The following is a 25257-nucleotide window of genomic DNA, read 5'->3' on the forward strand; positions in this document are numbered from 1 at the left end:
ACTTAATATTTCGCCTCGGCCCGGATCCGCGCGGAAACGCGCGGCTTCGCGGCTGGTGTTGCGGATCAGACACGCAGCTCGTTTTGCCGCCGCAGCACCGCGGTCGCGGCCTCCAGGTCGGCCGCGCGCACCAGCAGGTAGTCGGTGTCGTAGGTCGAGACGGCGAAGATGCTGATCCCGGCCTCGGCCAGCGGCGCGGCGAGTCGGGCCAGGATGCCGGTCAGGGCGAAGTCGAGCGGCCCTTCGACCTTGAAGCCGCGCCAGCCGCGCTCGGCCCGCACGTCCCCAGGCACCCGCGCCTCCGGGCACACCACCGACAGCTCGTCGCGGGTTCGGCTGACGGTGACGAAGGGGTCGGACCAGTCGACCCAGCCGGGCAGCAGTGCGCCGGCGGGCAACCGGGCCACGGCCAGCATCTCCGGCAGCAGGCTGAGGGTGAGGCGGGTCTCGGCCATGCGGTCAGGCCCTCCGGGCCAGGAGGATGCCGGCCAGCACCAGGGCGCCGCCCAGGCCCTGGGCCGGGCCCAGCGGCTCGGCCAGGACGATCCAGGCCAGCGCCGCCGCGGCCACCGGCTGGATCAGCAGGGTGAGGGAGGAGAAGGCCGGAGGCAACCACGCCAGCGCATAGGTGATGAGGCTCTGCCCGGCAACCTGCGAGACCCAGGAGAGGCCCAGCAGCACGGCCCAGCCGTAAAGCGTCGGCGGCAGGAACGACGGCTCCATCAGCAGCGCCAGCGGCAGCGTCGCCGCGGCGGCGACGGCGCTGGTCCACAGCATCACCGTGGCAACGGAGAAGCGGTCGCGCAGCCGGCCAACCGCCAGGATGTAACCGCCGTAGAACACCGCGGCGAGGGCGGCCAGGGCGTCGCCGGCCAGCCGGCCGTCGCCGAAGCCGCCGCCCTTCAAGACCATCACGCCGGCGATCGCCACGGCCAGGCCGGCGGCGAAGACCGGGCGGATCGGGGTGCGGAACAGGACGAAGGCGCCGAGGGTGACGAAGATCGGTGCCAGATTGGCCAGCAGCGTGGCGTTGGCGACCGAGGTGATGGCCAGCGCCCAGTGCCAGGCCACCAGGTCGGCGGCGATGAACAGGCCGGGCAGGGCCAGGGCGGCGCAGTCGGCCAGGTTCCGCGGCCGCGCCGCCTCGCCCCGTGCCCGCTCCGCCCGGTACCAGAGGAACAGGATCGGCAGCGCCAGGGCCACGCGCCAGACCGCCGTCGCGACCGGCCCGACCTCCGACAGGCGCACGAAGATCGGCGAGCTGCCGATCGCCAGCCCGCCCAGGATCAGGGCGGGCAGCGCCAGGCGCTGGGCGGGGGAAGGGGACAGGACGGCGTCGCTCATGGTGGCCGGGAGCTTATCTGCGGCGCCGGGCGCCGCGCCATGCATCGGCGCGCAGGGGAGACCGGCGCGCCGCGCGGGCCGGCGCTATCATCAAACCGTCACGGCGCCGCGGCAGGATGCGCGCGCCGCCATCGGGGGATTCGCCATGCACCGCTTCGCCGCCTTGGCCGCCGGGATCGTCCTGGCCGCCGTCGCCGCCACCACCGCCGCCTCGGCCGGTCCGGACGACCTGGCCCGGCGCATCGAAGGGCTGTCGCGCTCGACCCAGTGGCGGCTGGTCGAGACGATCAAGGTGCCGTTCGACACCGAGCACCCGCAGGGCTTCGCCCGGGTCGGCGACGCGCTCTTCGTCTCCTCGGTCGAGATCACCGTACCGACCAAGCGCTATCCGGAGCCGAAGGACGGCATGGACCGCGACACTGGCCAGGGCGTCGGCCATCTGTTCAAGCTCGATGCCCAGGGCCGGCAGATCGGCCACGTCACGCTCGGCGAGGGCTCGATCTACCACCCGGGCGGCATCGACTATGACGGCCGCTGGCTGTGGGTGCCGGTCGCGGAATACCGGCCGAACAGCCGGTCGATCCTGTACCGGGTCGACCCGCAGACGCTGGAGGCGGTCGCGGTCGGCCGCGTCGACGACCATATCGGCGGGCTGGTGCACGACACGGACCACAACACGCTGCACGGCGTCAGCTGGGGCTCGCGCCGCTTCTACACCTGGCGCCTGGACGCGGAGGGCAAGGTCGACGCCGTCGTTCCGCCGACCCGCACGCCGAACCCCGAGCACTATCTCGACTACCAGGACTGCGCCTATCTGCCGGTCGGCCGCGCCATATGCACCGGCATCACCGAGTTCCGCCGCGCGCCGGACTCGCCGGTCTTCGGCCTGGGCGGGATCGAGATCGTCGACCTCGCCGCCGGCCGGCCGACCTTCCAGGTGCCGGTGCTGCTGTGGACCGAGGACGGCACGGCCATCACCCGCAACCCGGTGCTGGTCGAGGCGACGGAGTCCGGCCTGCGCCTGACCGCGATGCCGGAGGACGACCGATCGCGGATCTTCGTCTACGAGACGCCCTGAGACCGTTTGGAAATGCTACTGGCGAGGTCGTCTGATGGCGGTTTCTGCGCTTCCGGTGCTCACGGACCCAAACGTCCGCTGCGCGCCGGTTCTCGAAACCACCACCAGCCGACTCACGCCAGCGCATTTCTAGACGGTCTCTGATCTTTTTTCGGGACGGGATGTCGGGGCCGCCCTGGCGGCGGCGTCCTTGGGCCATCGCATCACGGCGGCTGCATGCCGCCGGCCCAGGGATGGAGCCCGACATGCTGAAGATGATCCTGACCGGTGTTCTCGCGGCCGCGGCGCTCGTCGCCGGGCCCGCCGCCGCCCAGACCCCTGCCGCCCTCCGCAGCGGCCATGCCGAGGCCGGCGGCATCGGCTACTACTACGAGATCCATGGCCAGGGAGAGCCGCTGCTGCTCCTGCATGGCGGGCTGGGCTCCATCGACATGTTCCGGCCGCTGCTGCCGGCGCTGACGGAGAAGCGCCAGGTCATCGCCGTCGACCTGCAGGGCCACGGCCGCACGCCGCTGGGCGACCGGCCGATCAGCCTCGAGGCGATGGGCGCCGACATGGCGGCGATCCTGCGCCAGCTCGGCGTCGAGCAGGCGGATGTGCTGGGCTATTCGCTGGGCGGCGGCGTCGGCTTCCAGCTGGCCGTGCAGCATCCGGAGATGGTGCGCCGCCTAGCCCTGGTCTCGGCCGGCTACGCCCAGGACGGGTTCTATCCGGAGATGCTGCCGCAGCAGGCCGCGGTCGGCGCCGGCATGGCCGAGATGATGAAGGGCACGCCGATGTACACCTCGTATGTCGCGGTGGCGCCGAAGCCGGACGATTTCCCGCGGCTGCTCGACGCCATGGGCGCGCTGATGCGCAAGCCCTATGACTGGTCGGCGGATGTGCCGAAGCTGACCATGCCGGTGATGCTGGTCTATGGCGACAGCGACATGTACCGGCCGGAGCATGTGGTGAAGTTCTACCAGCTGCTCGGCGGCGGGCTGCGCGACGCCGGCTGGCAGCGCGAGCACATGTCGCGGAACCGTCTGGCCATCCTGCCCGGTCTGACCCATTACGACATCTTCCTGGCGCCGCAGCTGGTCGAGACGGTGCTGCCCTTCCTGAACGGGGAGAGCCGCACCGCCGACTGGGCCGACCAGGCCGGGAAGTGACGCGAGGGTCAGTGGTGGTCGCCGCCCCGCTGCGGCACCACCAGCGCGACCGTCCTGCTGTCGACGACCTTGTGGGTCGGATCGGCGAGGTCGATCCGGACCTTGTGCGGGCCGGCGGGAAGGCCCTGGATGATCAGCGGCTCGCCGCTGGCGTCGGCCCAGTGCCAGGGCGCGTCGTCGACGGTGACGTGGATGTGGCCGATGCGCGGCGAGACGTCGAGGGCGGCCGGGCCGTAAACGGGGACGATGCGCAGGTTGTCGGCTTGGTAGCGGATGACGACCAGCCCCCTCGCCAGGGCGTCCGGCAGCGGGGACTCGACATGCAGGGCCGGCGCCGGCTGGCCAGCCAGCGGGATCACCGGCGCCGGGGCGTAGCTGAGCTGCTGGGCCGGCGCGGCGCAGGTCGCGGCGAAGCTGCCGGCGGCGCCGAGCATCGCGCCCGCGGCCAGGCGGCGGGCGAGCGAACGGATCATGGGATGTCCTTGCGTGACGGGGAGGAGGGGACGGCCGGTCAGAGCCTGGCGACGTCGAGGACCGCCTGGGCGAAGGCCTGCGGGGCCTCCTGCGGCGGGTTGTGGCCGATGCCGCCGGTGAGCGTCCGGTGCTCGTACCGGCCGGAGAACTTGCTGCGGTAGGCGGCAGGCTCCGGATGCGGCGCGCCGTTGACGTCGCCTTCGAGGGTGATGGTCGGCACGCCGATCACCGGCGCCTCGGCCAGCCGGCGCTCGAGGTCGTCGTACCGCGCTTCGCCCTCGGCCAGGCCCAGCCGCCAGCGGTAGTTGTGGATCACGATGCCGACGTGGTCCGGGTTGTCGAAGGCCGCGGCGCTGCGGTCGAAGGCGTCGTCGTCGAAGCGCCATTGCGGCGAGGCCGTCCGCCAGATCAGCCGCGAGAAGTCGCGCCGGTTCTGGTCGTAGCCCTGCCGGCCGCGCTCCGTTGCGAAATAGAACTGGTACCACCACTGGTGCTCGGCCTCCGGCGGCAGCGGGCGCTTGCCGGCGGCGACGCTGCCGATGAGATAGCCGCTGACTGACACCAGGGCTCTGCAGCGTTCCGGCCACAGCGCCGCGACGATGCAGGCGGTGCGCGCGCCCCAGTCGAAGCCGGCGAGGATCGCCTTCGGGATCTTCAGCGCGTCCATCAGGGCAATGACGTCGGAGGCGAGGGCCGCGGGCTGGCCGTTGCGTACCGTCGCATCCGACAGGAAGCGCGTGCTGCCGTAGCCGCGCAGATACGGCACGATCACCCGGTGGCCGGCGGCCGCCAGCAGCGGCGCGACCTCGGCGAAGCTGTGGATGTCATAGGGCCAGCCGTGCAGCAGCAGGACCGGCGGGCCGTCGGCAGGGCCGGCCTCGACATAGCCGACGTTCAGGAGGCCGGCGTCGATCTGCTTCAGCGGACCGAAGGCGGCTTGTGATCCCGGCTTGGCCGTGCCCGCCGTATCGGATTGGGCGGCCGCGGGGTCTGTTCCGGCGAACTGAACCGCGGCCAGGGCCGCCAGCGCGGTGCCGAAGAAGCGGCGGCGGTGATGGTCGATGTCTTCGGGCACGTGTTTCTCCATCGGAGGTGGGGATCTGTCGCTATCAATCACATCCGATTAAATCGGACACGAACTATATGGGCAAAGCAGATCCGGAATGTCAACCTTCCGATCCGATCGGATCCGATTTGTATGCGAAAGAGCACGCAGGCCCCAAGGTCGCCAGGCCGCGGATGAGTCGGCGGCCTGGCGAGATGCCGCTCCTGGAATCGGACGCTCCGATCGCCGAACGCGGCGCGGAGGATGCGGCCGCGGCTTACGGCATGTACTGGCCGCCGTTGATCTCGACCATCTGGCCGGTGACGTAGCCGCTGGCGGCGTCGGAGGCGAGATAAAGGAAGGCGGCGGCGCATTCCTCGGACGTTCCCAGCCGGTTCATCGGGATCGTCGCCTGCATCGCCGCCAGCTGCTCCGGCGTCGAGAAGCGCTCGTGGAACGGGGTGGTGATGACGCCGGGGGAGATGGCGTTGACCCGGATGTTGTCCTTCGCCAGCTCCTTCGCCCAGCCGCGGGTGGCGACGGCGACGAAGCCCTTGGCCGCCGCATAGATCACCGAGCCCGGGCCGCCGCCGTGCCGCGCGGCGATCGAGCTGAGATTGATGATCGACCCGCCGCCGCCCTGTCGGCGCATCTGCACCGCGCCCTCGCGCATGAAGCGGACGACGTGGCGGACATTGACGTCGAGCACCGCGTCGACGAACTCATCGGTGTATTCGGCGACCGGCGTGCGCTTGACCAGGGCGCCGGCGTTGTTGACCAGCACGTCCAGCCGGCCGAAGGCGGAGACGGTCTGCTCGACCAGGCGCTGCGCCGTCTCGGGCCTGGTCACGTCGCCCGGCGCCAGGATGGCCTCGCCGCCGGCGGCCTGGATGTCGGCAACCACCGCCTCGGCCGCCTCGCGGCTGGAATTGTAGTTCACGGCCACCCTGGCGCGGCTCTGGCCGAAGGCGCGGGCCGCGGCGGCGCCGATGCCGGTGCTGGCGCCGGTGATCAGCACGGTCTTGCCGGCGAGATCCGGGAAGACGGGCAGGGGGGCTGGGCTGGTCATTTCCTCACCTCGAATCGCGTGGTTTCAAATCAACTCGGCTGCCATCATGTCCGACAATTCTGCGGCGCGCACCCCGGCGTTGCGTCGCGCCGCTCCACAGCGCATCGGCGCCCTGCTAGGGTCATCGGCGATGATGCTTCTCGGACCCGACGACCCGCCGCCCTTCGAGCTGGTGAATCCCGACGGCAAGGCCTGTGCCCTGCTGGTCGCCGACCATGCCGGCCGCGCCTTCCCGAAATCCCTCGGCACGCTCGGCGTCGATCCGGGCGCGCTCGACCGCCATGTCGCCTATGACATCGGCATCGACGCCTTCGCCCGCCGCCTCGCCGAACGGCTGGACGCGCCGCTGCTGCTGCACCGCTACTCCCGCCTGATCCTCGACCCGAACCGGCAGCCCGACGACCCGACCTCGATCTGCGCCATCAGCGACGGCGTGATCGTGCCCGGCAACGCCAAGCTGACGCGGGAGGAAGAGGCCGCCCGGGCCGACGCCTTCTTCCACCCCTATCACGACGCGATCGCCGGGCAGCTGGACCGGATGGCGGCGCGCTGCCCGGCCCCGGCGCTGCTGTCGCTGCACAGCTTCACCCCGGTGATGCGCGGCTTCGCCCGGCCCTGGCATGTCGGGGTGCTGTGGCGCGACGACGGCCGCATCCCGCTGCCGCTGATGGAGGCGCTGCGCAGCGACCCGGAGATCACGGTCGGCGACAACCAGCCCTATTCCGGCCGCAACGAGCACGGCTACACCATCCACCACCATGCCGAGCCGCGCGGCCTGCCGCATGTGCTGATCGAGATGCGGCAGGACCTGATCGCGGCGGACGAGGCGGCCCAGGCCTGGGCCGACCGGATGGCCGGCATCTTCGCCCCGATCCTGGCCGACCCGGCCCTGTACCAGCCGCTGCAGGCCGTCGCGTGACAGAGCCCGCTCTCACCCTCGGCATCGAGGAGGAGTATCTGCTGGTCGACCCGGCCAGCCGCGACCTGGTGGCCGACCCGCCGCCAGACTTGGTCGAGGCGCTGGAGAACCGGCACGAGGGCGCCGTCGCCCGCGAGTTCTTCCGCTGCCAGGTCGAGGTCGGCACCCCGGTCTGCCGCAGCATCGCCGAGGCGCGGACCGAGCTGACCCGCCTGCGCCGATCGGTGATCGAGGAGGTGGAGCGGCACGGCCTGGCCCTGATCGCGGCCTCGACCCATCCCTTCGGCACCTGGCGGCCGCAGAAGCACACCGACCGCAGCCGCTACGACCAGCTGGCGCGCGACCTCGGCGTGCCGGTGCGGCGCCTGCTGATCTGCGGCACCCATGTCCATGCCGGGATCGAGGATCCGAATCTGCGCATCGACCTGATGCGGCAGGTCCGCTACTTCCTGCCGCATCTGCTCTCGCTCAGCACCTCCTCGCCGTTCTGGCAGGGCACCGACACCAAGCTGAAATCCTATCGCCTGGCCGTGTTCTCCGAGCTGCCGCGCACCGGCATGCCGGAGGAGTTCCAGAGCTACGGCGAGTACGAGGCGACGCTGGCGGCGCTGGTCCAGGCCGGGGTGATCGAGGACGGCACCAAGATCTGGTGGGACATCCGGCCCTCCGCTCGTTTCCCGACGCTGGAGATGCGGGTCACCGACGTCTGCACCCGGGTCGAAGACGGGCTGACCGTCGCCGCGCTCTATCTCTGCCTGCTGCGCATGCTGTGGCGGCTCCGGGCCCAGAACATCGCCTGGCGCCGCTACCGCAGCGTGCTGATCGAGGAGAACCGCTGGCGCGCGATGCGCTACGGCTTCGAGGAGGGGCTGATCGACTGGGGCAAGGGCAAGTTGGTGCCCTATGCCGAGCTGCTGGAGGAGGTGCTGGCGATGGTGGCGGAGGACGCCGCGGCGCTGGGCTGCGAGGCCGAGGTGGCGCAGGCGCGCGACATCCTGGCCCGCGGCACCTCGGCCCATCGCCAGCTCGCCACCTATTACGAGGCCCTGGCCCAGGGCGCCGACGAGGCGGAGGCGCTGCGACGCGTGGTCGACCGGCTGATCCTGGAGACCAAGGAGGGGCTGCAGCCATCCGCCTGACGCCCTACATCCTGAGTTCCGGAACCTGTGGACACCGTCATGACCGAGATCGACGCCAAGACCCGCACCGAGCTGGAGGCCGCCGCCTTCCGCACCTTGATCGAGCATCTGCGGCAGCGCACCGACGTGCAGAACATCGACCTGATGAACCTGGCCGGCTTCTGCCGCAACTGCCTGTCGCGCTGGTACCGAGAGGCGGCGGAGCAGCGCGGCATCGCGCTGCCGGACGCCGAGGCGCGGGAAATCATCTACGGCGAGCCCTATGAGAGCTGGAAGGCCAAGCACCAGAAGCAGGCGTCGGCCGACCAGCAGAAGGGCTTCGCGGCCTCGCACAAGCACTGACGGTCGACCCCCTTGTTGCCTCTCCCGCGTCCGGCAGGAGAGGCAACGCAAGACAAGTCGACATCGCGCCGCTTGAGGGCGATTGGTTCGCTCCGAATCGGGGCTGCGAAGGCGGTCGCCGCCAGCCGGAATTCCGCGCCGGCGCTGGGCTTGGACAGCCCGCTTGCCGGCCCGGCGCGGCCGCTTTATGGTCCCGCGCCCTGAACGGACCCATTCCCTTTGAAGGACCAGCCATGTCGGATGTCGGTGGTATCGCCGCGGATCGCCTGAAGTCGTTCATCGAGCGCATCGAGCGGCTCGAGGAGGAGAAGGCGGGGATCGCGGGCGACATCAAGGATGTCTATGCCGAAGCCAAGGGCACCGGCTTCGACGTCAAGATCATCCGCCAGATCATCCGCCTGCGGAAGATGGAGCAGGACGATCGCCGCGAGCAGGAGGAACTGCTCGACCTCTACAAGCAGGCCCTCGGCATGCTGGAGTAAGCCGGCCCTCGGCCTTCGAGCGCCGACGGTCCGGAGCGACGGATCATGAGACTCGAGACGCCCCGGCTGCTGCTGCGTCCCTGGGAGGACCGCGACCGCGCGGGCTTCGTGGCGATCAACGCCGATCCGGAGGTCCGCCGCTACTACTACCCGAGCGTCCTGACGCCGGCGGAGTCCGACGCCGTCATCGACCAGGCGGCGGCGGGGCTGGCGGAATGCGGCTTCGGCTTCGTCGCGGTCGAGCGCAAGGCGGATGGCGCGCTGGTCGGCGGCGCCGGCCTGTCGCGCCCCGGCCCCGAGGTGCCGGGGAACCATCCGGCCGAGATCGGCTGGATCCTCGGCCGGGCCTTCTGGCGCCAGGGCTATGCGACCGAGATCGGCCGGGCCTGCCTCGACGCCGCCTGGACGCGGTTCGGCCTGCCGGCGGTCATCGGCTACACCTCCGCGGTCAACATGCCCTCCCGCCGCGCCATGGAACGGCTGGGGCTGACCCATGTGGAGGATGGCGATTTCGAGGACGTCACCGTCCCGCCCGGCGACCCGCTGCGCCCGCATGTGCTGTACCGGATCGCCCGGTCCGGATGAAGGGCCGGTGGGGCGGCTCGTCGACCTGAGGTCGCTCGGCTACCCCGCCTCGATCTCGGCCAGGATCCAGCGCCTGAAGGCCTGCATGGACGCCGTCTCGGTGCGTGACTTCAGGCGCGTCAGCCAATAGCTGCCCGCGGGCGCCGTGATGGCGAAGGGCTGGACGATCCGCCCCGATTCGAACTCGTCGGCGAACATGGCGACGGGAACCAGCGCCACCCCGACTCCCTGCGCCGCCGCCTCTACCAGGGTCAGCGAGGAATCGAACATCCAGCCGCGGAGCTTCGGCGGCTCGATGCCGGCCGCCCGGAACCAGATGCTCCACTCGTCGACCCGGTAGGACCGCAGCAGCTGCTCGTTGACGAGGTCCGCCGGGCTGCGCAGACGCGCGCGGAGCGACGGCGCGCAGACCGGCGACAGCGGCGCGGTCGTCAGGCGCAGCGCATCGGTCCCGTGCCAGGCGCCGTCGCCGAACCGGATGAACCAGTCCAGGCCGTCGGCGAGAAACTCGGCCCGGTTGTTGTTCGTCTTGATGCGCAGATCCACCGAGGGGTTCTGCTGCCTGAAGCTCTGCAGCCGACGCAGCAGCCAGCCGGTCGCGAAGGTTGCGACCACGCCGACGGTCAGGATCTCGTGGAAATTGCCTTCCTCGAGCTGGCTCAGCGTGGCGCTCATGCGGCGGAATGCGTCGGTCAGCACCGGCAGCAGCGCCTGCCCCTCGTCGGTCAGGGCCAGCCCGCGCGGCAGGCGCTCGAACAAGATCACGCCCAGCGTCTCCTCCAGCGCCTTCACCTGATGGCTGATGGCGGTCTGCGTGACCCGCAGCTCCAGGCCCGCGCGCGTGAAGCTGCCGAGCCGGGCGGATGCCTCGAAGGCCCGCAAGGCGTTGAGTGGCATCTGCGAGACATCCATCGGCTCACCCGCCTGAGGCCAACATTGGCTCATGTCTAGGCGGAGTATTCCTCGTTTGGCTAGGGGCATGGCCTCCGCCTATTCAGAGGGCGAGCGGCGGCCGGCGAGACCGGCGCCGTTCCGGACAGGGCCCGTCCGGCAGCCACCCGAATCATGGAGACAGCATTGACGATCATGGTATCGCGCCGGATGGCGCTGGCCGGCTCCCTGCTCGCGGTTCCCGCGCTGGCCTCTCTTCCCAAGGAGGCGCGGGCGCAGGCCGGCCGGGACGCCGGGGCCCGGCTCGCCGAGCTCGAACGCGCGCAGGGCGGCCGCCTGGGCGTGGCCGTCCTCGATCTCGCCACCGGGGCGCGCATCGGGCATCGGGCCGATGAGCGCTTCCTGCTGTGCAGCACCTTCAAGGCGCTGGCGGCGGCCTTCGTCCTCGCCCGCGTCGACCAGAAGAAGGAGCAGCTCGACCGGCGGGTCGTGTTCTCGCGGAAGGACATCGTGGCCACCGGGCCGTCGGTGATCGAACACCGTGTCGGCGGAGCCGGAATCACGATGGCGGAGCTGTGCGACGCGGCTGTGACCTACAGCGACAACACCGCCGGCAACCTCCTGCTCGCCAGCTTCGGCGGCCCGCCGGCGCTGACCGCGTTCCTGCGGTCTCTCGGCGACGAGGTCTCCCGGCTGGACCGGACCGAGCCGGAGCTGAACGCCTATGCCGGGCCGGGCGACCCTCGCGACACCACGACGCCGGCGGCGGTGCTGGAGACGCTGCGCAAGCTGCTCTTCGGCGATGCGCTGTCCAGGCGCTCGCGCGACCAGCTGGCCGCCTGGCTGATCACCAACAAGACCGGCGACACCAGGCTGCGGGCCGGCTTCCCGGCGGACTGGCTGGTCGGCGACAAGACCGGAACCGGCGGCAACAAGGAGAAGAGCACCAACGACGTCGCCATCGCCTGGCCGCCGGGACGGGGGGCGGTCATCGTCACCGCCTATTGCGAGCTGCCGTCGGCGTCGTTCGAGCAACGGAACGCGGTGGTCGCCGAGATCGGGCGGATCGTCTCGCAGGCCTGAACGGACGGGCGCCGCGGCGACGGCGCCCTATCTCAGCCTTCCCCGTCCCGATGCCGAGGAGCAGCCCGTCCCATGCGACCGATTCGGGACATCCTGTCCGACGCCGATCTCGACGAGGTGGTGCGGCGCTGCGAGCTGCGCTGGCGCGCCGTGGAACAGGGACTGCGCGAGGACGAGATCGCCGTGCTGCTCGCGCTCGGCCTCGACCGGGCGGAGGCACGGCTCCGGACTCTTCATCCGTGCGAAGGCGCGGGGAACGGCCCGGACTGATGGCGCCCGCCGTCCCGCCGGTCCATCCTGTCTTCCGCTTCGGAGTGGTGCGGGCTGCTGTCTTTTTTCAAAGCAATTGCTTTTCTAATTTGCGGGATATAGCAAGAAGTGACTTGCAAAAAGAGGGCGGGCCATGGAGGAAACGATCGACGGGCGGTGGGGCGAACTGCTGACCCGGCGCTATGCCGCTCCGGTCGCCACCCTGTGCCTGGGCGTGGCGCTCTACGCGCTCAACGCCTTCCTGGTCTCGACCTCGCTGCCCACCGCGGTGGTCGAGCTCGGCGGCGTCGGGCTGATCAGCTGGGCCTTCACCGTCTTCCTCGTCGCCGCCATCGTCGGCGGCGCCGCCTCGGCGATGCTGAAGCAGCGGTTCGGCACCCGCCCGACGCTGCTGCTGGCGGCGCTGGCCTTCCTGGCCGGCACGCTGGTCTGCGGCTTTGCCACATCGATGCCGATAGTGCTGGTCGGCCGTCTGGCCCAAGGCGCGGGGGAGGGGGTGATCGCCGCGGTCTGCTATGCGCTGATCCCCGAGATGTTCCCGTCGCGCCTGATCCCGAAGGTGTTCGGGGCCGAGGCGATCGTCTGGGCCGCCGCGGCCTTCGGCGGACCGCTGCTCTCCGGCGTTCTGACCGAGACCGTGTCCTGGCGCGCCGCCTTCCTGGTCAACGTGCCGGCGATCCTGGTCTTCGCCGCGCTGGTCGCCGTGGTGGTGCCGCCCGACCCGGGCACGCGGACCGGTGCCGGGGTGCCGATCGGGCGCCTGTTCGGCTGCGCCCTCGGCATCATGCTGGTCTCGATCGCCGGCATCGTGCCGCAGAGCTGGCAGGCGGCGCTGTGCGTCGCCGCGGCCCTTCTGGTGCTGGCGGCGGTGGTGCTGGCCGACCGGCGCAGCCACGACCGGCTGTTCCCGTCCGACGCCTTCACCTTCCACTCCACCGTCGGCGCCGGGCTCTGGGTGGTGCTGCTGATGCCGGTGGCCCAGGCGGCGACCACGGTCTATCTCAACATCACCATCCAGCATCTCTGGGGCTACGGACCGACCATGGCCGGCTATGTCAGCGCCCTGATGGCGCTGTCCTGGAGCGGCTCGGCCGTGCTGGTCGCCGGCATCGTCCGGCCGGAGGCGCAGCGTCGGCTGATCCGGCTCGGGCCGTTCCTGCTGGCGCTCGGCCTGCTCGGGGTGATGGCGGCGGTGGCGACGGGCCGGCCCTGGCTGCTGATGCTGTGCCAGGTGCTGATCGGCGCCGGTTTCGGCATCTCCTGGGCCTTCCTCAGCCAGGCGGTGATGGAGGCGGCGCGGCCGGGCGAGCGTGACGCCGCCTCCGCCCTGCTGCCGACGTTGCAATCCGGCGGCTACGCCATCGGCGCCGCGGTGGCCGGGCTGATCGCCAACGAGGCCGGCATGGCTGCGGCGCTGACGCCGGAGGCGATCATCCCCGCCGCCAGCTGGGTGTTCGGCATCGCCGCGCTGCTGGGGACGCTGGGGTTCCTCGCCAGCTTCGGGGTGCGGCCAGGCGGCCGCCCATCCTGAAACTCGCCCCGACGGCCATCTGACGCGGGCTTCCAACTTCCAATGCCGTCATTGCGAGCGCAGCGAAGCGATCCAGGGCCGTTCACACCGGCCCCTGGGATTGCTTCGTCGGCTTCGCCTCTTCGCAATGACGGTTGGGGGAGCGGTCAACTCGACTCCGGGCCGGTCTCGCCGCTATCGTCGATCGATCAGCGGAAGGCAGGAGAACGGCGATGCTGGCGAGTTCGATCCTGGCGTTTCTCGGGGTGTCGGCGCTGGTCATCGTCACGCCCGGCCCCGACACCGCGGTTACGGTGCGCAACGCCCTCCTCGGCGGCCGCGCCGGCGGCGTGTTCACCGCGCTCGGCGTCTCGGTCGGCCAGGCGATCTGGGCCTTCGCCACCAGCCTCGGCATCGTCGCCCTGCTGGTGGCGTCCGAGCCGCTGTTCCTGGCGGTGAAATACGCCGGCGCCGCCTATCTCGTCTGGCTCGGCCTGCAAGCGCTGCGGGCGGCGTGGCGAGGAGACGAGGTCGGCGATGCCGGCCCCGCACGGCCGGCCCGGCGTCTCGGCCGCGGCGCGGCGTTCCGCCAGGGGCTGGTCAGCGATCTCGGCAACCCGAAGATGGCGGTGTTCTTCGCCAGCCTGCTGCCGCAATTCGTGCCGGCGGGGCAGCCGGCCTTCATCGCCTTCCTCGCCCTCGGCCTGGTGTTCAGCCTGATGACCTTCGCCTGGCTCGCCGCCTATGCTGTCGCCGTGGCCAAGGCCGGCGACGTGCTGCGCCGGCCGCGGATCCGCCGCGCCATCGAGGGCGTCACCGGCGTCCTCCTGGTCGCGCTCGGGCTGCGGATCGCGGCGGAGCAGCGCTGACGGCTACTGCGCGGTGGCGCCGGAGGCCTCGACGATCGGCTTGTACTTCGCCGTCTCGGTCTTGATGTAGGCGGCGAACTCCTCGGCGGTGCTGCCGATCGGCTGGGCGCCCAGGGCCTCGACCCGGGCGCGGATCTCCGGCAGGCGCATGATCCGCTGCGCCTCGGCGCTCAGCTTCTGGACGATGGCGGGCGGCGTGCCGGCCGGCGCCAGGATGCCCTGCCAGGAGGTGATGTCGAAGCCGGGGATGAACTCCGCCACCGTCGGCACGTCCGGCAGCACCGTGGCCCGTTGCAGCCCGGTCACCGCCAGCGGGCGGACGGTGCCGGCCTTGGCCTGCTCCACCGCCGTCGGGATGTTGTCGAAGATCATGTCGACATGGCCGGCGACGACGTCGCCCAGCGCCTGGGCGCTGCCCTTGTAGGGCACATGCGTCATGCGCGAGCCGATCCGCTGCTCGAAGGCGGCGGCGGCGAGGTGGATCGAGGTGCCAAAGCCGGAGGAGGCATAGCTGTAGCGGTCCGGCTCGGCCTTCAGAAGGGCGATCAGCTCCGGCACCGACTTCGCCGGGAAGACCGGGTTGACCACCAGCAGGTTCGGCAGGGTGGCGGACAGGGAGACCGGCGCGAAGTCCTTCACCGGATCATAGGCCAGGTCCTTGTAGACCCACGGGTTGATCGCATGGGTGCTGACCGTGGCCATGCCCAGCGTGTAGCCGTCCGGCTCGGCCTTGGCCACGAGCTCGGCGCCGATGGCGCCGCCGGCGCCGGGCTTGTTCTCGACGATGAAGGGCTGGCCGAAGGTCTTGCTCATCTCGTCGGCCAGCAGGCGGCCGAACAGGTCGGTGTTCCCGCCGGGGGCGAAGGGCACGATGATGGTGACCGGCCGGCTCGGGTAGCCCGCCGCCGGATCCTGGGCGGAGGCCTGGCCGGCGGGCAGGAGGGCGGAGATCACGGCCAGGCCGGCGCACAGCGCCAGCCGCAGGGCTGTCTTGGACATGGTTTCCCCCTTCGATGATGGCGGCCTCGGGCACGGGTCCGCTTCCGCCTCCACTATGCCAAAGGACCACCATCCTGGCACGCGGGGCGGGCCGGCCTGTCGCAACGAGGCCGCGGTGTCGTCTTCCGGACAGTTCCGGTCGTCGGCGACGCAGCGCCGGGGGCCCGGCATCACCATCTTCTCTCCGAGCGCCGGTGATGGCGCCGTGCCCATGGAGGACGGTGGATGCTGGGATTCGATCGGTCGGCCGCCAAGGTTGTCTCGCTCCCGACGCCGAAGACGGCGGTCGTCGACCTGTTCCGCGATCTGTCGATCGAGACCGCGCCCGGCATCGCCGCCAAGACCGCCAGCTACGGCGCCCATCTGCCGGCCGGCACCCGGGTCTACGTCACCATGCTGCCCGGCGCCGATCTCGGCGAGATCGTGCAGACCGCGGCGCGGCTGCGCGGCGAAGGGCTGGTGCCGGTGCCGCATATCGCCGCCCGCAGCCTGCAGAGCCGAGCCCAGCTCGACGACTATCTCCGCCGCCTCGCCGGCGAGGCGGGGGTCGACCAGGCGCTGGTGATCGGCGGCGGCGTCTCCACCCCCGTCGGCCCGTTCGACCGCACCATGCAGGTGCTGGAGACGGGCCTGCTGCAGCAGCACGGCATCCGGACCATCGGCGTCGCCGGCCATCCCGAAGGCAGCAAGGACATCCCGGCGGAGGAAATCGCCCGGGCCGTGGCCGAGAAGAACGCCTATGCCAAGGCGACCGGCACGGAGATGTACATCGCCACCCAGTTCTGCTTCGACGCCGAGGCGATCATCGCCTGGGACCGTGAGCTGCGCCGCGCCGGCAACGCGCTGCCGATCCATCTCGGCCTCGCCGGCCCGGCCAAGCTGAAGAGCCTGATCCACTATGCCGCGATGTGCGGCGTCGGCCCGTCGATGCGGTTCCTGACCCGGCAGGCAATGAACATCGCCAAGCTGGCCTCGGTCTCGGTGCCGGACCGGCTGCTGACAGCGCTCGCCGACTATCGGGCCAAGGACCCAGCCTGCGACATCGCCCAGCTGCACCTCTTCGCCTTCGGCGGGCTGGAGCGGTCGGCCCGCTGGGTCAGGGCGATGCAGGAGGGCCGCTTCACCCTCGACGGCCGCGGCGGCTTCGCCACGGACGAGGCGCTGGACTAACACCAACGCCCGAAACTAACCGACCCGTCATGGCGAGCCCCGAAGGGGCGTGGCCATCCAGGGCCGCTCGCACCGGCCCCTGGATGGCCACGGCGCTGCGCGCCTCGCCATGACGGGGAAGGGATCGAAGAGTCGATCTCAAAGGCCATTGGTATAAGGCCGACCGGCCCCTAAACCGGCACCGCCAGCTCCGCCGCGCCGCGCGCCGGTACATCCTGATCCGGTCCCGCAAGCCTGAGCACCCGGGTCGAGAGCTTCTCCGCCAGGGCGAGGTCGTGGGTGACCAGGAGCACGCCCAGCCCGGTCTCGGCCACCACCTCGAGCAGCAGCTCCACCACCTCCTGCTGGCTCACCGGATCGAGGCGCGAGGTCGCCTCGTCCGCGAACAGGAACACCGGGTCCAGCAGCAGCGTCCGCAGCAGGGCGAAGCGCTGCAGCTCGCCGCCCGAGACCTGGCCCGGCAGGCGGTCGAGCAGCCCGTCCGAGAGGCGCAGCCGGGCCATCAGCCGCTCCACCCGGTCCCAGGGCTGCCGGTGCAGCCGGGCCAGGTCCTGCAGGCCCCGGCGGATCGGCTGATGCGGCGCGAAGGCGGCCGGCGGGTCCTGGTACAGCTTCTGGAACTTCAGCCGCGGCTGGCCGCCGGGCCGCTCGACCGCGCCGCCGTCCGGCTGGACCAGGCCGAGCAGGATGTTGCCGAGCGTGGTCTTGCCGCAGCCGCTGGGGCCGACCACGGCGACGATCTCGCCCGCCCGCACCTCGAGGTCGATCCCGGCGAACAGCCGGCGGCCGCCGAAGGCCTTGGCGAGGCCGCGGCCGCGCAGGACCGGGCGGCCCGAGGGCCGCGGCGCCCGGTCCGGCCAGCCCTGCGGGTCGGCGGCCAGCAGCGCCCGGCTGTAGGCGTGGCCCGGCGCCCGCAGCACCGTCTCCGCCGGGCCGGATTCGACGATCCGGCCATCCAGCATGACGCCGACGGTCCCGCCCAGCGCCCGGGCGACCGCGATGTCATGAGTGATGGTGAGCAGCAGGCGGCCGGCTTCCGCCTCATGCTTCAGCCGCGCCACGACGCTGTCGCGGAGCTGCGCGTCGAGGCCCTTGGTCGGCTCGTCGGCGATCAGCAGCGGGCTGCCGCCGGCATGGGCGATGGCGATCGCCGTGCGCTGGGCCATGCCGCCCGAGATCTGGAACGGGTAGAGCGCCTCGACACCGCCGAGCCCGACCTCCGCCAGATGCTCGCGGCCGCGCGCCTCGCTCTCCGCCCGGGGGCGCCGGTGGACGAAGCGGGGCACCTCCGATACCTGGGCGCCGATCCGCATCGTCGGGTCGAGGGCGAGCCAGGGCTCCTGCGGCAACAGCGAGATCGCGCGGCCCCAGAGCTTCCGTCGCTCAGAGGGCGACAGGGTCAGCAGGTCGGTGCCGCCGAGGCGGATCGAGCCCGTCGCCCGCAGCCCCGGCGGCAGCGTGCCCATGATCGCCTGGGCGACCAGGGATTTGCCGGACCCGCTTTCGCCCAGCAGGGTCAGCGGCCGAGCCGGGCGCAGCGACAGGTCGACCCCGGCGACGAGGGGGCCGGCGGCCGAGGCGATGCCGAGCCCGGAGACGGAGAGGCCGTGGTCGGGGGCGTTCATCGGGGGTCCTTCTGCGCGACGAGCTGCAGGCCAAGGACGAGCAGCACGATCAGGCCGGCGGGCAGCAGCGCATGCAGCGGCGCCTCGGCGTAGTAGGGCAGCAGCTCGACGATCATGCTGCCGAGCTCCGGCGTCGGCGGCTGCAGCCCGACGCTGATGGCGCTGAGGGTCGAGATCGCGATGATCGCCGTCGCCATGGCGAAGGCCGCGAGCGTGCCGATCAGCGGCGCGATCACCGGCAGGACGTGGCGGCGCAGCACATAGAAGGGGCCGAAGCCGAGCAGGGTCGCCGCCTCGACATGCGGCTGCTTCAGGACTGTCGCGGCGGTGGCGCGGGTGACGCGGTAGAATTCGACCCACAGCGTCAGGGCGAGGCCGAGATAGAGCGGCCCGAAATTGCCGGGGGCGAAGGCCAGCAGCAGCAGGACCAGCATCAGCCCGGGCAGCGCCAGGACGACGGTCGAGGCGAGGTCGGCCAGCCGTTCCACCCAGCCGCCGCGCCAGGCAGCGGCGAGGCCGAGCAGCACGCCGGGCACCGCCGCCGTCGCCATGGTCAGGACGGCCATGCCGCAGGACAGCCGGGCGCCATGGGCCAGCCGGGCCAGCAGGCTGCGGCCGTAATGGTCGGCGCCGAGCAGGTAGCCGCCGCCGACCGGCGCCAGGCTGGCGCCGAGATCCTGCGCGGCGGGGTCGGCCTCCACCAGCCAGGGTCCCAGGACGGCGAAGGCTGCCAGGGCCAGGAGGAGAGCGCCGCCGACGGTGCGCGGCCCGACCAGCCGCGGCGAGGGCGTTGGGAGGGCCATGGTCATCGCGGGCTCCTCGGGCGCGGGTCGAGCCAGGCGGTGGCGGCGTCGACCACGGCGGTGATGGCGACGAAGATCAGCCCCATGACCAGGGCCGTGCCCTGGACCATGGGAACGTCGCGCTCGATGATGGCGTGCACCAGGGCGTGGCCGATGCCGGGATAGGCGAAGATCGATTCGACCACGACGACGCCCTCGACCAGGTAGATCGCCTGCAGGCCGAGATAGGAGACGACGGGGATCGCCGCGTTGCGCAGGCCGTGGCGGCGCACCACCACCGCCTCGGGCAGCCCCTTGTGCCGGGCGAAGGCGAAGAAGGGCGATGCCGCCACGCCGGCGACCGCGTCCCGCGTCACCCGGCTCGACACGGCGGCGAGGCCGAGGCCGAGAGTCAGCGCCGGCAGCGCGAGCTCCCGCCAGGTGCCGAAGCCGGCCGGGGGCAGCCAGCCGAGCCGGATGGCGAAGACCAGCATCAGGACCAGGCCCAGCACGAAGGGCGGCAGGGCGCGCAAGGCGACGGAGCCGGCCAGCCCCAGCCGGTCGACCCAGCCCTGCGGCCGCAGGCCGGCGGCGACGCCGATCGCCGGGCCGATCAGCAGCGACAGCGCCAGCGCCGCGGCGGCGAGCCACAGGGAATAGCCGAGCTGGACCTCCAGCTCTTCGACCACGGGCGCGCCGGTGACGAGGGATCGCCCGAGGTCCAGCCGGGCCAGATCGGCGATCCATTCGGCGAACTGGGCGGGCCAGGGCCGGTCGAGGCCGAGCTCGGCCCGCACCTTCTCTGCCGCCTGCGCGTTCATGGCGTCGGGGCCGTAGCGGCCGGCGGCGATCCGCATGGCGGGGTCGCCGGGCAGGACGCGCATCAGCACGAAGCACAGGGCGCCGACGACCAGCGCCACCAGGGCGGCCTGGCCCAGACGGGGGAGGAGAAGCCGTTCCATCCGGCCTAGTCCGCCCAGCGGATGGAGGCGAGGCGGTAGTTCACCTCGAGCGGGTCGATCTCCACGCCGGTGATGCGCTTGTTGGCGACGATCGCGAGCTCCGACCAGGTGACCGGGATGCCCGGCAGCTGGTCCTGCAGGATCTCGGCGGCGCGCCGGCGCAGCGGCTGCTGCCGGTCCGGGTCGCTGGTCGCCATCAGCTGCCCGACGATGTCCAGCAGCTCCGGATCGGACCAGCCCATCGCGCCCCAGTCGCCGCCTTTCGGCCCATAGTCCTGCGTCAGCGCCCCGATCGGGTCGGGGACGACGGAGTAGAGGCGCGAGATCAGGCCGATCTCCAGCGTGCCGTCCTGGTGCCGGCTGACGATCTCCGAGCTGTTGCCGACCGACACCTTCAGGTCGATGCCGACCTCCTTGAGCTGCGCCTGCAGCGCGGTGGCGATCGGCGGCAGCTCCGGCCAATTGGCGTAGGTGACGAGGGTCGGGCTGAAACGACGGCCGTCCTGCTGCAGGATGCCGTCGCTTCCGGGTGTCCAGCCGGCCTCGGCCAGGAGGCGCCGCGCCTCCTCCAGGTCGCGCCGCAGCGGCGCCAGGTCGGGCACGTGCCAGCCGGCGAGGCCGGGCGGGAACAGCTGAGTGGCCGCCAGTTCGGGGTTGCGCAGGATCGCCTTGGCGATGCCGGCGCGGTCGACGGCGAGGCTCAGCGCCCGCCGCTCCCGGACGTCGTCGAAGAAGGGCGAGGCCGCGTTCAGCTTCAGGAGGCGCGTGCGGGGGATGGTCGCGGCGCGCACGTCGAGATCGGGGTCGCGCTTCAGCCGCGCCACCGAGACGGGCAGCATCGAGAAGGCGAGGTCGGCCTCGCCGCTCTCGGCCATCAGCGCCCGGGTCTCGCCCTGGCCGACGGCGAGATACTCGACCTCCCGGATACCCGGCTCGCCGCCCCACCAGCCGCCGGCCTCCTCGAGCTCGAGCTTCAGCGGCGGCGTCAGCGCCTTCACCCGGTACGGGCCCGAGCCGATGATCCGCGTGACCCGGCCGGCCTCGTCGTAGGAGGCCGGGGCCAGGACGATCGTGCTGAAGTTCACCAGGAAGGCGGGCAGGGCGGCGAAGGGGCGCTCCAGCCGGATGACGACGTCGCTGCCGTCATGGACGATCTCGGCGATCGGCGCCTGGGACAGGGGACCGACCCCGGCGCGGGCGCGGCGCAGGCTCGCCGCCGCCGCCTCGGCGGTGACGGGCGTGCCGTCGTGGAAGGCGGCGCCGCCGCGGATCCGGAAACGCCAAGTCAGCCCGTCGTCGGCGGCGGACCAGGACTCGGCCAGAGCCGGGGCGAGGATGCCCGTCGGATCGGCCGTGACCAGGGTCTCGGCCACCTGCATGCGGCTGAAGATGTAGCCCGACTGCGCCGGGTCGATGCCGGCGATCTCCCAGGGTCCGACGACCTTGAGCGGCCGATCCTGCGCCGAAGCGATCCCGGCCCAGAGGCCGAACGCCAGCCCGGCCGTGGCGAGAACACGCGCGATCCGCATCCCCCTTCTCCAGAATGTTATATCTTAACGTTTTCTGGAGAAGGACGAGACAAAGGTCAACAGCGGGATGCGGTCGGTATGCGGCTTGTAGGTTGGGTTCGTGCCCAGCGAACCCAACAGTATGGCCGGTGTTGCGGTGAGATGTTGGGTTCGCCAGGGCGAACCCAACCTACGCGGCCACGGCCTCCGAGACGATCTCGCCCAGCGGCGGCACGGCGTGGGCCAGCTCCTCGACCACGGCGCGGGTGACCTTCGGCAGCTCCGGAATCTCGAGGATCACCGGCACGCCGCCATGCGTCTCGATTGCGGCGCGGTTGCCGGCGTTGAGGGGGCCGTTCATCACCACCCCGGCGATCGGGATCTTGCGGTGGCGCAGCGCCTCGATGGTCAGAAGGGTGTGATTGATCGTGCCGCGGCCGCTGCGCACCACCACGATGGTGGGATAGCGCCACACCCCGAGCAGGTCGATCGCCAGGGTCGAACAGTCCAGCGGCACCATCAGCCCGCCGCCCGGCCCCTCGATCAGCAACGGCCGGGGCGAGAAGGGCGGCGTCAGCGAGGCCGGGTCGATCTCGCTCTCCTCCAGCGCCGCGGCGGCGACCGGGGCCAGCGGCGCCTGGAAGGCGTAGCGCGGGGCGTGCAGCCGGTCGGCCGACAGGCCGGTCAGGGAAGCGATGGTGGCGACGTCGCCCGGCTTCTCGGCCAAGCCGGTCTGCACCGGCTTCCAGTAGTCGGCGTCCCAGGCGGCAGCCAGGCAGGCGCAGGCGAGGGTCTTGCCGACACCGGTGTCGGTGCCGGTCACGTAGAATCGAGTCATGGGGTGCTAAGGGGCTCTGCGACGAGGCGGTCGGCGGCCAAAAGGGCCTGCCAGGTCCGGTCTACGGGCATTCGGATCCGGGATGCCGTTACGCGAAGTGACGGACTATGCACAGATCGGTCCTCCGAAGCGAGTCCCCAGTTACCGCAGCGCAGCAAAGCTGGATTGCGTCGTCAAGCGGGGACCTTCTGTCGCGCCGGCCTTTCCGGCATCGGCACCCCGCGCAGGATGGCGTTCGCCCGCTCCTCGCGCGGCGAGCGGCCGTAGAGCTGGCGGTAGCATTTCGAGAAATGCGAGGCCGAGACGAAGCCGCAGGCCAGCGCCAGGTCGACGATCGGCAGGTCGCTCTGGTTGATCAGGTGCTGGGCCCGTTCCAGCCGCAGCTCCAGGTAGTAATGCGCGGGGCTGTGGCCGAGCTGCTTGCGGAACAGCCGCTCCAGCTGCCGGCGCGACAGACCGACATGCGCCGCCAGCTCCTCCTGCGGCAGCGGCTCGGCGATGTTCGCCTCCATCAGCTCGATCGCCGCGACCAGCTTCGGGTTGTGCACGCCCAGCCGGGCGCGCAGCGGCAGGCGCTGACGGTCGTGCGGGCTGCGGATGCGGTCGACCAGGCACTGCTCCGACACTTTGGTCGCGAGATCCCGGCCCTGCCGGATCGCGATCAGATGCAGCATCATGTCGATCGCCGCGGTGCCGCCGGAACAGGTGTAGCGGTTGCGGTCGACCTCGAACAGGTCGCTCGACACCGGGATCTCCGGGAAGGTCTCGGCGAAGCCCGGCAGGTTCTCCCAATGGATGGCGCAGCGATAGCCGGCCAGGAGCCCGGCCCGGGCCAGCAGATGCGAGCCGGTGCAGAGCGCGCCGACGCCGACGCCTTGCCGTTCCGCCCGCCGCAGCCAGGCGAAGACCTCGTCATCGCGGTAGCGCTCGATGCCGAGGCCGGAGCAGGCGAAGATCATGTCGAGCGGCTTGGACACGCCGGCCTGACGGCTGAGCTCGGCCAGCGAGGTGTCGACGCCGACGCTGATGCCGTTGCTGGCCTTGACTGCCTGGCCGTCCTTGGACAGCACCATCCAGCGGTACAGCGGCTTGCCGGCCATGCGGTTGGCGATGCGCAGCGGCTCGACCGCCGAGGTGAAGGCGATCATCGAGAACTGCGGGATCAGGAGGAACCCGATGGTCTCGGTGTCGAAGGCTGGATCCTGGCCCATATATGACTGCCTCCCGGCGGGCGTTTGCGCCTTGTTGAGTGATTCGGTAGCACGGGTCGCAAATTCGACAAAGAGGCCGAATGCGACGGCTGAGGGCTGGTGCGATCCGCGCCGCGCATGGCTGGCGGCGGGAGTCGCAGCGAGGCCGGACCACGTCGCCGCAGACGCGGTCCCGCGCCGGATGCTATGGGACGATCGGCGCAAAAACTGCCTGGGGAGCACACCATGGGGGCACCGTCGGATATCGAGATCGCCCGGGCGGCGACGCTGCGGCCGATCGCCGAGGTCAGCGCGAAGCTCGGCATCCCCTCGGAAGCCCTCTACCCGTACGGCCCGCATATCGCCAAGCTGACGCCCGGCTTCGTCGACAGGCTCGACGGCCGGCTCGACGGCAAGCTGATCCTGGTCACCGCCATCACCCCGACCCCGGCGGGGGAGGGCAAGACCACCACCACGGTCGGGCTCGGCGACGGGCTGAACCGGATCGGCCGCAAGACCGCGATCTGCCTGCGCGAGCCCTCGCTCGGCCCCTGCTTCGGGGTCAAGGGCGGCGCCGCCGGCGGCGGCCGCGCCCAGGTGGTGCCGATGGAGCAGATCAACCTGCACTTCACCGGCGACTTCCACGCCATCGGCAGCGCCCACAATCTGCTGGCGGCGCTGCTGGACAACCACGTCTACTGGGGCAACGCGCTCGACATCGACACCCGCCGGGTGGCCTGGCGCCGGGTGATGGACATGAACGACCGGGCGCTGCGCTCGATCGTCACCAGCCTGGGCGGCGCGGCCAACGGCTTCCCGCGCGAGGACGGCTTCGACATCACCGTGGCGTCCGAGGTGATGGCGATCTTCTGCCTGTCGAAGGACCTGCAGGATCTGGAGCAGCGTCTGGGCCGGATCATCGTCGGCCAGAGCCGGGACCGCCGGCCGGTGACGGCGAAGGACCTGAAGGCGGACGGGCCGATGACCGTGCTGCTGAAGGACGCCTTCATGCCGAACCTGGTGCAGACGCTGGAGAACAACCCGGCCTTCGTCCATGGCGGGCCCTTCGCCAACATCGCCCATGGCTGCAACTCGGTGATCGCGACCAGGACGGCCCTGAAGCTGGCCGACTACGTCGTCACCGAGGCCGGCTTCGGCGCCGATCTCGGGGCCGAGAAGTTCTTCGACATCAAGTGCCGCAAGGCCGGGCTGAAGCCGGCGGTGGCGGTGATCGTCGCCACCGTGAGGGCGCTGAAGATGCATGGCGGCGTGGCCAAGGAGGACCTCGGGCAGGAGAATGTGGCGGCGCTGAAGAAGGGCCTGGCCAATCTCGGCCGCCACATCCGCAATGTCGGCCAGTTCGGCGTGCCGGCGGTGGTCGCGGTCAACCGCTTCGTCGCCGACACCGAGGCCGAGCTGCAGGCGGTGCGCGACTATTGCGCCGAGCACGGGGTCGAGGCCCAGATCTGCACCCATTGGTCGGACGGCAGCGCCGGGACCGTCGAGCTTGCGCGCAAGGTCGCGGACCTGGCCGAGGACGGCCATTCCCAGTTCCGCACCCTCTATGACGACGACCTGCCGCTGTGGGAGAAGATGCGGACGATCGCGACCTCGCTGTACGGCGCCGACGACATCATCGCCGACAAGCGGGTGCGCGACCAGTTCGCCCAGTACCAGAAGGGCGGCTACGGCCACTTCCCGATCTGCGTCGCAAAGACCCAGTACAGCTTCTCCACCGACCCGGCACTGAAGGGCGCGCCGTCGCACCATGTGGTGCCGGTGCGCGAGCTGCGCCTGTCCGCGGGGGCGGAGTTCCTGGTCGCGATCTGCGGCGAGATCATGACCATGCCCGGCCTGCCCAAGACCCCCGCGGCCAACGCCATCCGGCTGGACGGAGACGGGCGGGTGGAAGGGCTGTTCTGAAGGTGAGAG

Annotated in this window: 26 protein-coding genes; 13 read left to right on the top strand and 13 right to left on the bottom strand. The window is 71.3% G+C overall.

The genetic code is table 11. The annotated features are described in order from the left end of the window. Positions 1–65: 65 nt before the first annotated feature. On the bottom strand, positions 66–455 hold the full coding sequence (locus tag G537_RS0114550; RefSeq protein WP_026870738.1) for an ACT domain-containing protein: 390 nt from the start codon (positions 453–455) through the stop codon (positions 66–68). 4 nt (positions 456–459) lie between these two features. Then, complete coding sequence (locus G537_RS0114555) at positions 460–1344, bottom strand: DMT family transporter (protein WP_026870739.1); 885 nt, start codon at positions 1342–1344, stop codon at positions 460–462. A 145-nt stretch (positions 1345–1489) separates the two neighbouring features. On the opposite strand from G537_RS0114555, the gene G537_RS0114560 reads away from it, so the two are divergent. Continuing rightward, positions 1490–2422: a DUF6454 family protein gene (locus tag G537_RS0114560; protein WP_026870740.1), complete on the top strand. Its 933-nt coding sequence runs from the start codon at positions 1490–1492 to the stop codon at positions 2420–2422. A gap of 245 nt (positions 2423–2667) precedes the next feature. Then, on the top strand, positions 2668–3573 hold the full coding sequence (locus G537_RS0114565; RefSeq protein ID WP_026870741.1) for an alpha/beta fold hydrolase: 906 nt from the start codon (positions 2668–2670) through the stop codon (positions 3571–3573). An 8-nt stretch (positions 3574–3581) separates the two neighbouring features. Here the strand turns inward: G537_RS0114565 and G537_RS0114570 are convergent, their stop codons facing one another. From G537_RS0114570 to G537_RS0114580, 3 genes are all read right to left on the bottom strand, one after another. Next, complete coding sequence (locus G537_RS0114570; RefSeq protein ID WP_211230387.1) at positions 3582–4046, bottom strand: DUF6130 family protein; 465 nt, start codon at positions 4044–4046, stop codon at positions 3582–3584. A gap of 38 nt (positions 4047–4084) precedes the next feature. After that, a complete protein-coding gene (locus tag G537_RS0114575; RefSeq protein ID WP_026870743.1) occupies positions 4085–5122 on the bottom strand; it encodes an alpha/beta fold hydrolase in 1038 nt (345 codons plus the stop codon). Positions 5123–5369: 247 nt separating this feature from the next. Continuing rightward, on the bottom strand, positions 5370–6161 hold the full coding sequence (locus G537_RS0114580; RefSeq protein WP_026870744.1) for an SDR family NAD(P)-dependent oxidoreductase: 792 nt from the start codon (positions 6159–6161) through the stop codon (positions 5370–5372). Between the two features lie 130 nt (positions 6162–6291). On the opposite strand from G537_RS0114580, the gene G537_RS0114585 reads away from it, so the two are divergent. The 5 genes from G537_RS0114585 to G537_RS0114605 all read left to right on the top strand — a co-directional run bounded on the left by G537_RS0114585 (position 6292) and on the right by G537_RS0114605 (position 9628). Further along, the gene (locus G537_RS0114585) at positions 6292–7080 is read left to right on the top strand and encodes an N-formylglutamate amidohydrolase (RefSeq protein ID WP_034851757.1); all 789 of its coding nucleotides are present in this window, start codon (positions 6292–6294) and stop codon (positions 7078–7080) included. Continuing rightward, positions 7077–8219: a carboxylate-amine ligase gene (locus G537_RS0114590; protein WP_026870746.1), complete on the top strand. Its 1143-nt coding sequence runs from the start codon at positions 7077–7079 to the stop codon at positions 8217–8219. The genes G537_RS0114585 and G537_RS0114590 overlap by 4 nt, the downstream gene beginning before the upstream one ends. A 39-nt stretch (positions 8220–8258) precedes the next feature. Then, positions 8259–8561: a DUF1244 domain-containing protein gene (locus G537_RS0114595; RefSeq protein ID WP_026870747.1), complete on the top strand. Its 303-nt coding sequence runs from the start codon at positions 8259–8261 to the stop codon at positions 8559–8561. A 233-nt stretch (positions 8562–8794) separates the two neighbouring features. Continuing rightward, positions 8795–9043 carry a DUF2312 domain-containing protein gene (locus tag G537_RS0114600; protein WP_026870748.1) on the top strand — a complete coding sequence of 83 codons (249 nt, stop codon included), beginning with the start codon at positions 8795–8797 and terminating at the stop codon, positions 9041–9043. Between the two features lie 45 nt (positions 9044–9088). Continuing rightward, the gene (locus G537_RS0114605; RefSeq protein ID WP_211230389.1) at positions 9089–9628 is read left to right on the top strand and encodes a GNAT family N-acetyltransferase; all 540 of its coding nucleotides are present in this window, start codon (positions 9089–9091) and stop codon (positions 9626–9628) included. A gap of 39 nt (positions 9629–9667) precedes the next feature. Here G537_RS0114605 and G537_RS0114610 read toward each other — a convergent pair whose 3' ends face one another. Then, complete coding sequence (locus tag G537_RS0114610) at positions 9668–10525, bottom strand: LysR family transcriptional regulator (RefSeq protein ID WP_281171478.1); 858 nt, start codon at positions 10523–10525, stop codon at positions 9668–9670. A gap of 189 nt (positions 10526–10714) precedes the next feature. On the opposite strand from G537_RS0114610, the gene bla reads away from it, so the two are divergent. The 4 genes from bla to G537_RS0114630 all read left to right on the top strand — a co-directional run bounded on the left by bla (position 10715) and on the right by G537_RS0114630 (position 14251). Continuing rightward, entirely contained in the window at positions 10715–11602 is an 888-nt protein-coding gene (bla, locus tag G537_RS0114615) for a class A beta-lactamase (RefSeq protein WP_064742145.1), read from the top strand. A gap of 72 nt (positions 11603–11674) precedes the next feature. Then, the gene (locus G537_RS0114620) at positions 11675–11872 is read left to right on the top strand and encodes a hypothetical protein (RefSeq protein WP_026870752.1); all 198 of its coding nucleotides are present in this window, start codon (positions 11675–11677) and stop codon (positions 11870–11872) included. 133 nt (positions 11873–12005) lie between these two features. Beyond that, positions 12006–13403: an MFS transporter gene (locus tag G537_RS38050; RefSeq protein ID WP_034851759.1), complete on the top strand. Its 1398-nt coding sequence runs from the start codon at positions 12006–12008 to the stop codon at positions 13401–13403. A gap of 212 nt (positions 13404–13615) precedes the next feature. Beyond that, positions 13616–14251: a LysE family translocator gene (locus G537_RS0114630; protein WP_026870753.1), complete on the top strand. Its 636-nt coding sequence runs from the start codon at positions 13616–13618 to the stop codon at positions 14249–14251. Between the two features lie 3 nt (positions 14252–14254). Here G537_RS0114630 and G537_RS0114635 read toward each other — a convergent pair whose 3' ends face one another. Beyond that, positions 14255–15250, bottom strand: coding sequence for a Bug family tripartite tricarboxylate transporter substrate binding protein (locus G537_RS0114635; RefSeq protein WP_034851761.1), 996 nt, complete (start codon positions 15248–15250; stop codon positions 14255–14257). A 225-nt stretch (positions 15251–15475) separates the two neighbouring features. Here G537_RS0114635 and G537_RS38055 point away from each other — a divergent pair, with 225 nt between their 5' ends. After that, positions 15476–16420 (top strand): methylenetetrahydrofolate reductase, encoded by a 945-nt coding sequence (locus tag G537_RS38055; RefSeq protein ID WP_051248430.1) that lies wholly within the window; start codon positions 15476–15478, stop codon positions 16418–16420. 170 nt (positions 16421–16590) lie between these two features. Here the strand turns inward: G537_RS38055 and G537_RS38060 are convergent, their stop codons facing one another. From G537_RS38060 to G537_RS38065, 6 genes are all read right to left on the bottom strand, one after another. Beyond that, positions 16591–18045, bottom strand: coding sequence for an ABC transporter ATP-binding protein (locus G537_RS38060; protein ID WP_051248431.1), 1455 nt, complete (start codon positions 18043–18045; stop codon positions 16591–16593). Continuing rightward, positions 18042–18854 (bottom strand): ABC transporter permease, encoded by an 813-nt coding sequence (locus G537_RS0114650; protein ID WP_026870755.1) that lies wholly within the window; start codon positions 18852–18854, stop codon positions 18042–18044. The genes G537_RS38060 and G537_RS0114650 overlap by 4 nt, the downstream gene beginning before the upstream one ends. Beyond that, positions 18851–19789 carry an ABC transporter permease gene (locus G537_RS0114655; protein WP_026870756.1) on the bottom strand — a complete coding sequence of 313 codons (939 nt, stop codon included), beginning with the start codon at positions 19787–19789 and terminating at the stop codon, positions 18851–18853. The genes G537_RS0114650 and G537_RS0114655 overlap by 4 nt, the downstream gene beginning before the upstream one ends. Positions 19790–19794: 5 nt before the next feature. After that, entirely contained in the window at positions 19795–21318 is a 1524-nt protein-coding gene (locus tag G537_RS0114660) for an ABC transporter substrate-binding protein (protein WP_026870757.1), read from the bottom strand. Between the two features lie 169 nt (positions 21319–21487). Further along, a complete protein-coding gene (gene bioD / locus G537_RS0114665; RefSeq protein ID WP_026870758.1) occupies positions 21488–22135 on the bottom strand; it encodes a dethiobiotin synthase in 648 nt (215 codons plus the stop codon). Positions 22136–22308: 173 nt separating this feature from the next. Next, on the bottom strand, positions 22309–23346 hold the full coding sequence (locus G537_RS38065) for a GlxA family transcriptional regulator (RefSeq protein WP_051248432.1): 1038 nt from the start codon (positions 23344–23346) through the stop codon (positions 22309–22311). Positions 23347–23571: 225 nt separating this feature from the next. Between G537_RS38065 and G537_RS0114675 the strand changes: the two genes are divergently transcribed. Then, complete coding sequence (locus G537_RS0114675; RefSeq protein WP_026870759.1) at positions 23572–25248, top strand: formate--tetrahydrofolate ligase; 1677 nt, start codon at positions 23572–23574, stop codon at positions 25246–25248. Positions 25249–25257: the final 9 nt, after the last annotated feature.

It is taken from the genome of Inquilinus limosus DSM 16000, assembly GCF_000423185.1.
GTDB lineage: Bacteria > Pseudomonadota > Alphaproteobacteria > DSM-16000 > Inquilinaceae > Inquilinus > Inquilinus limosus.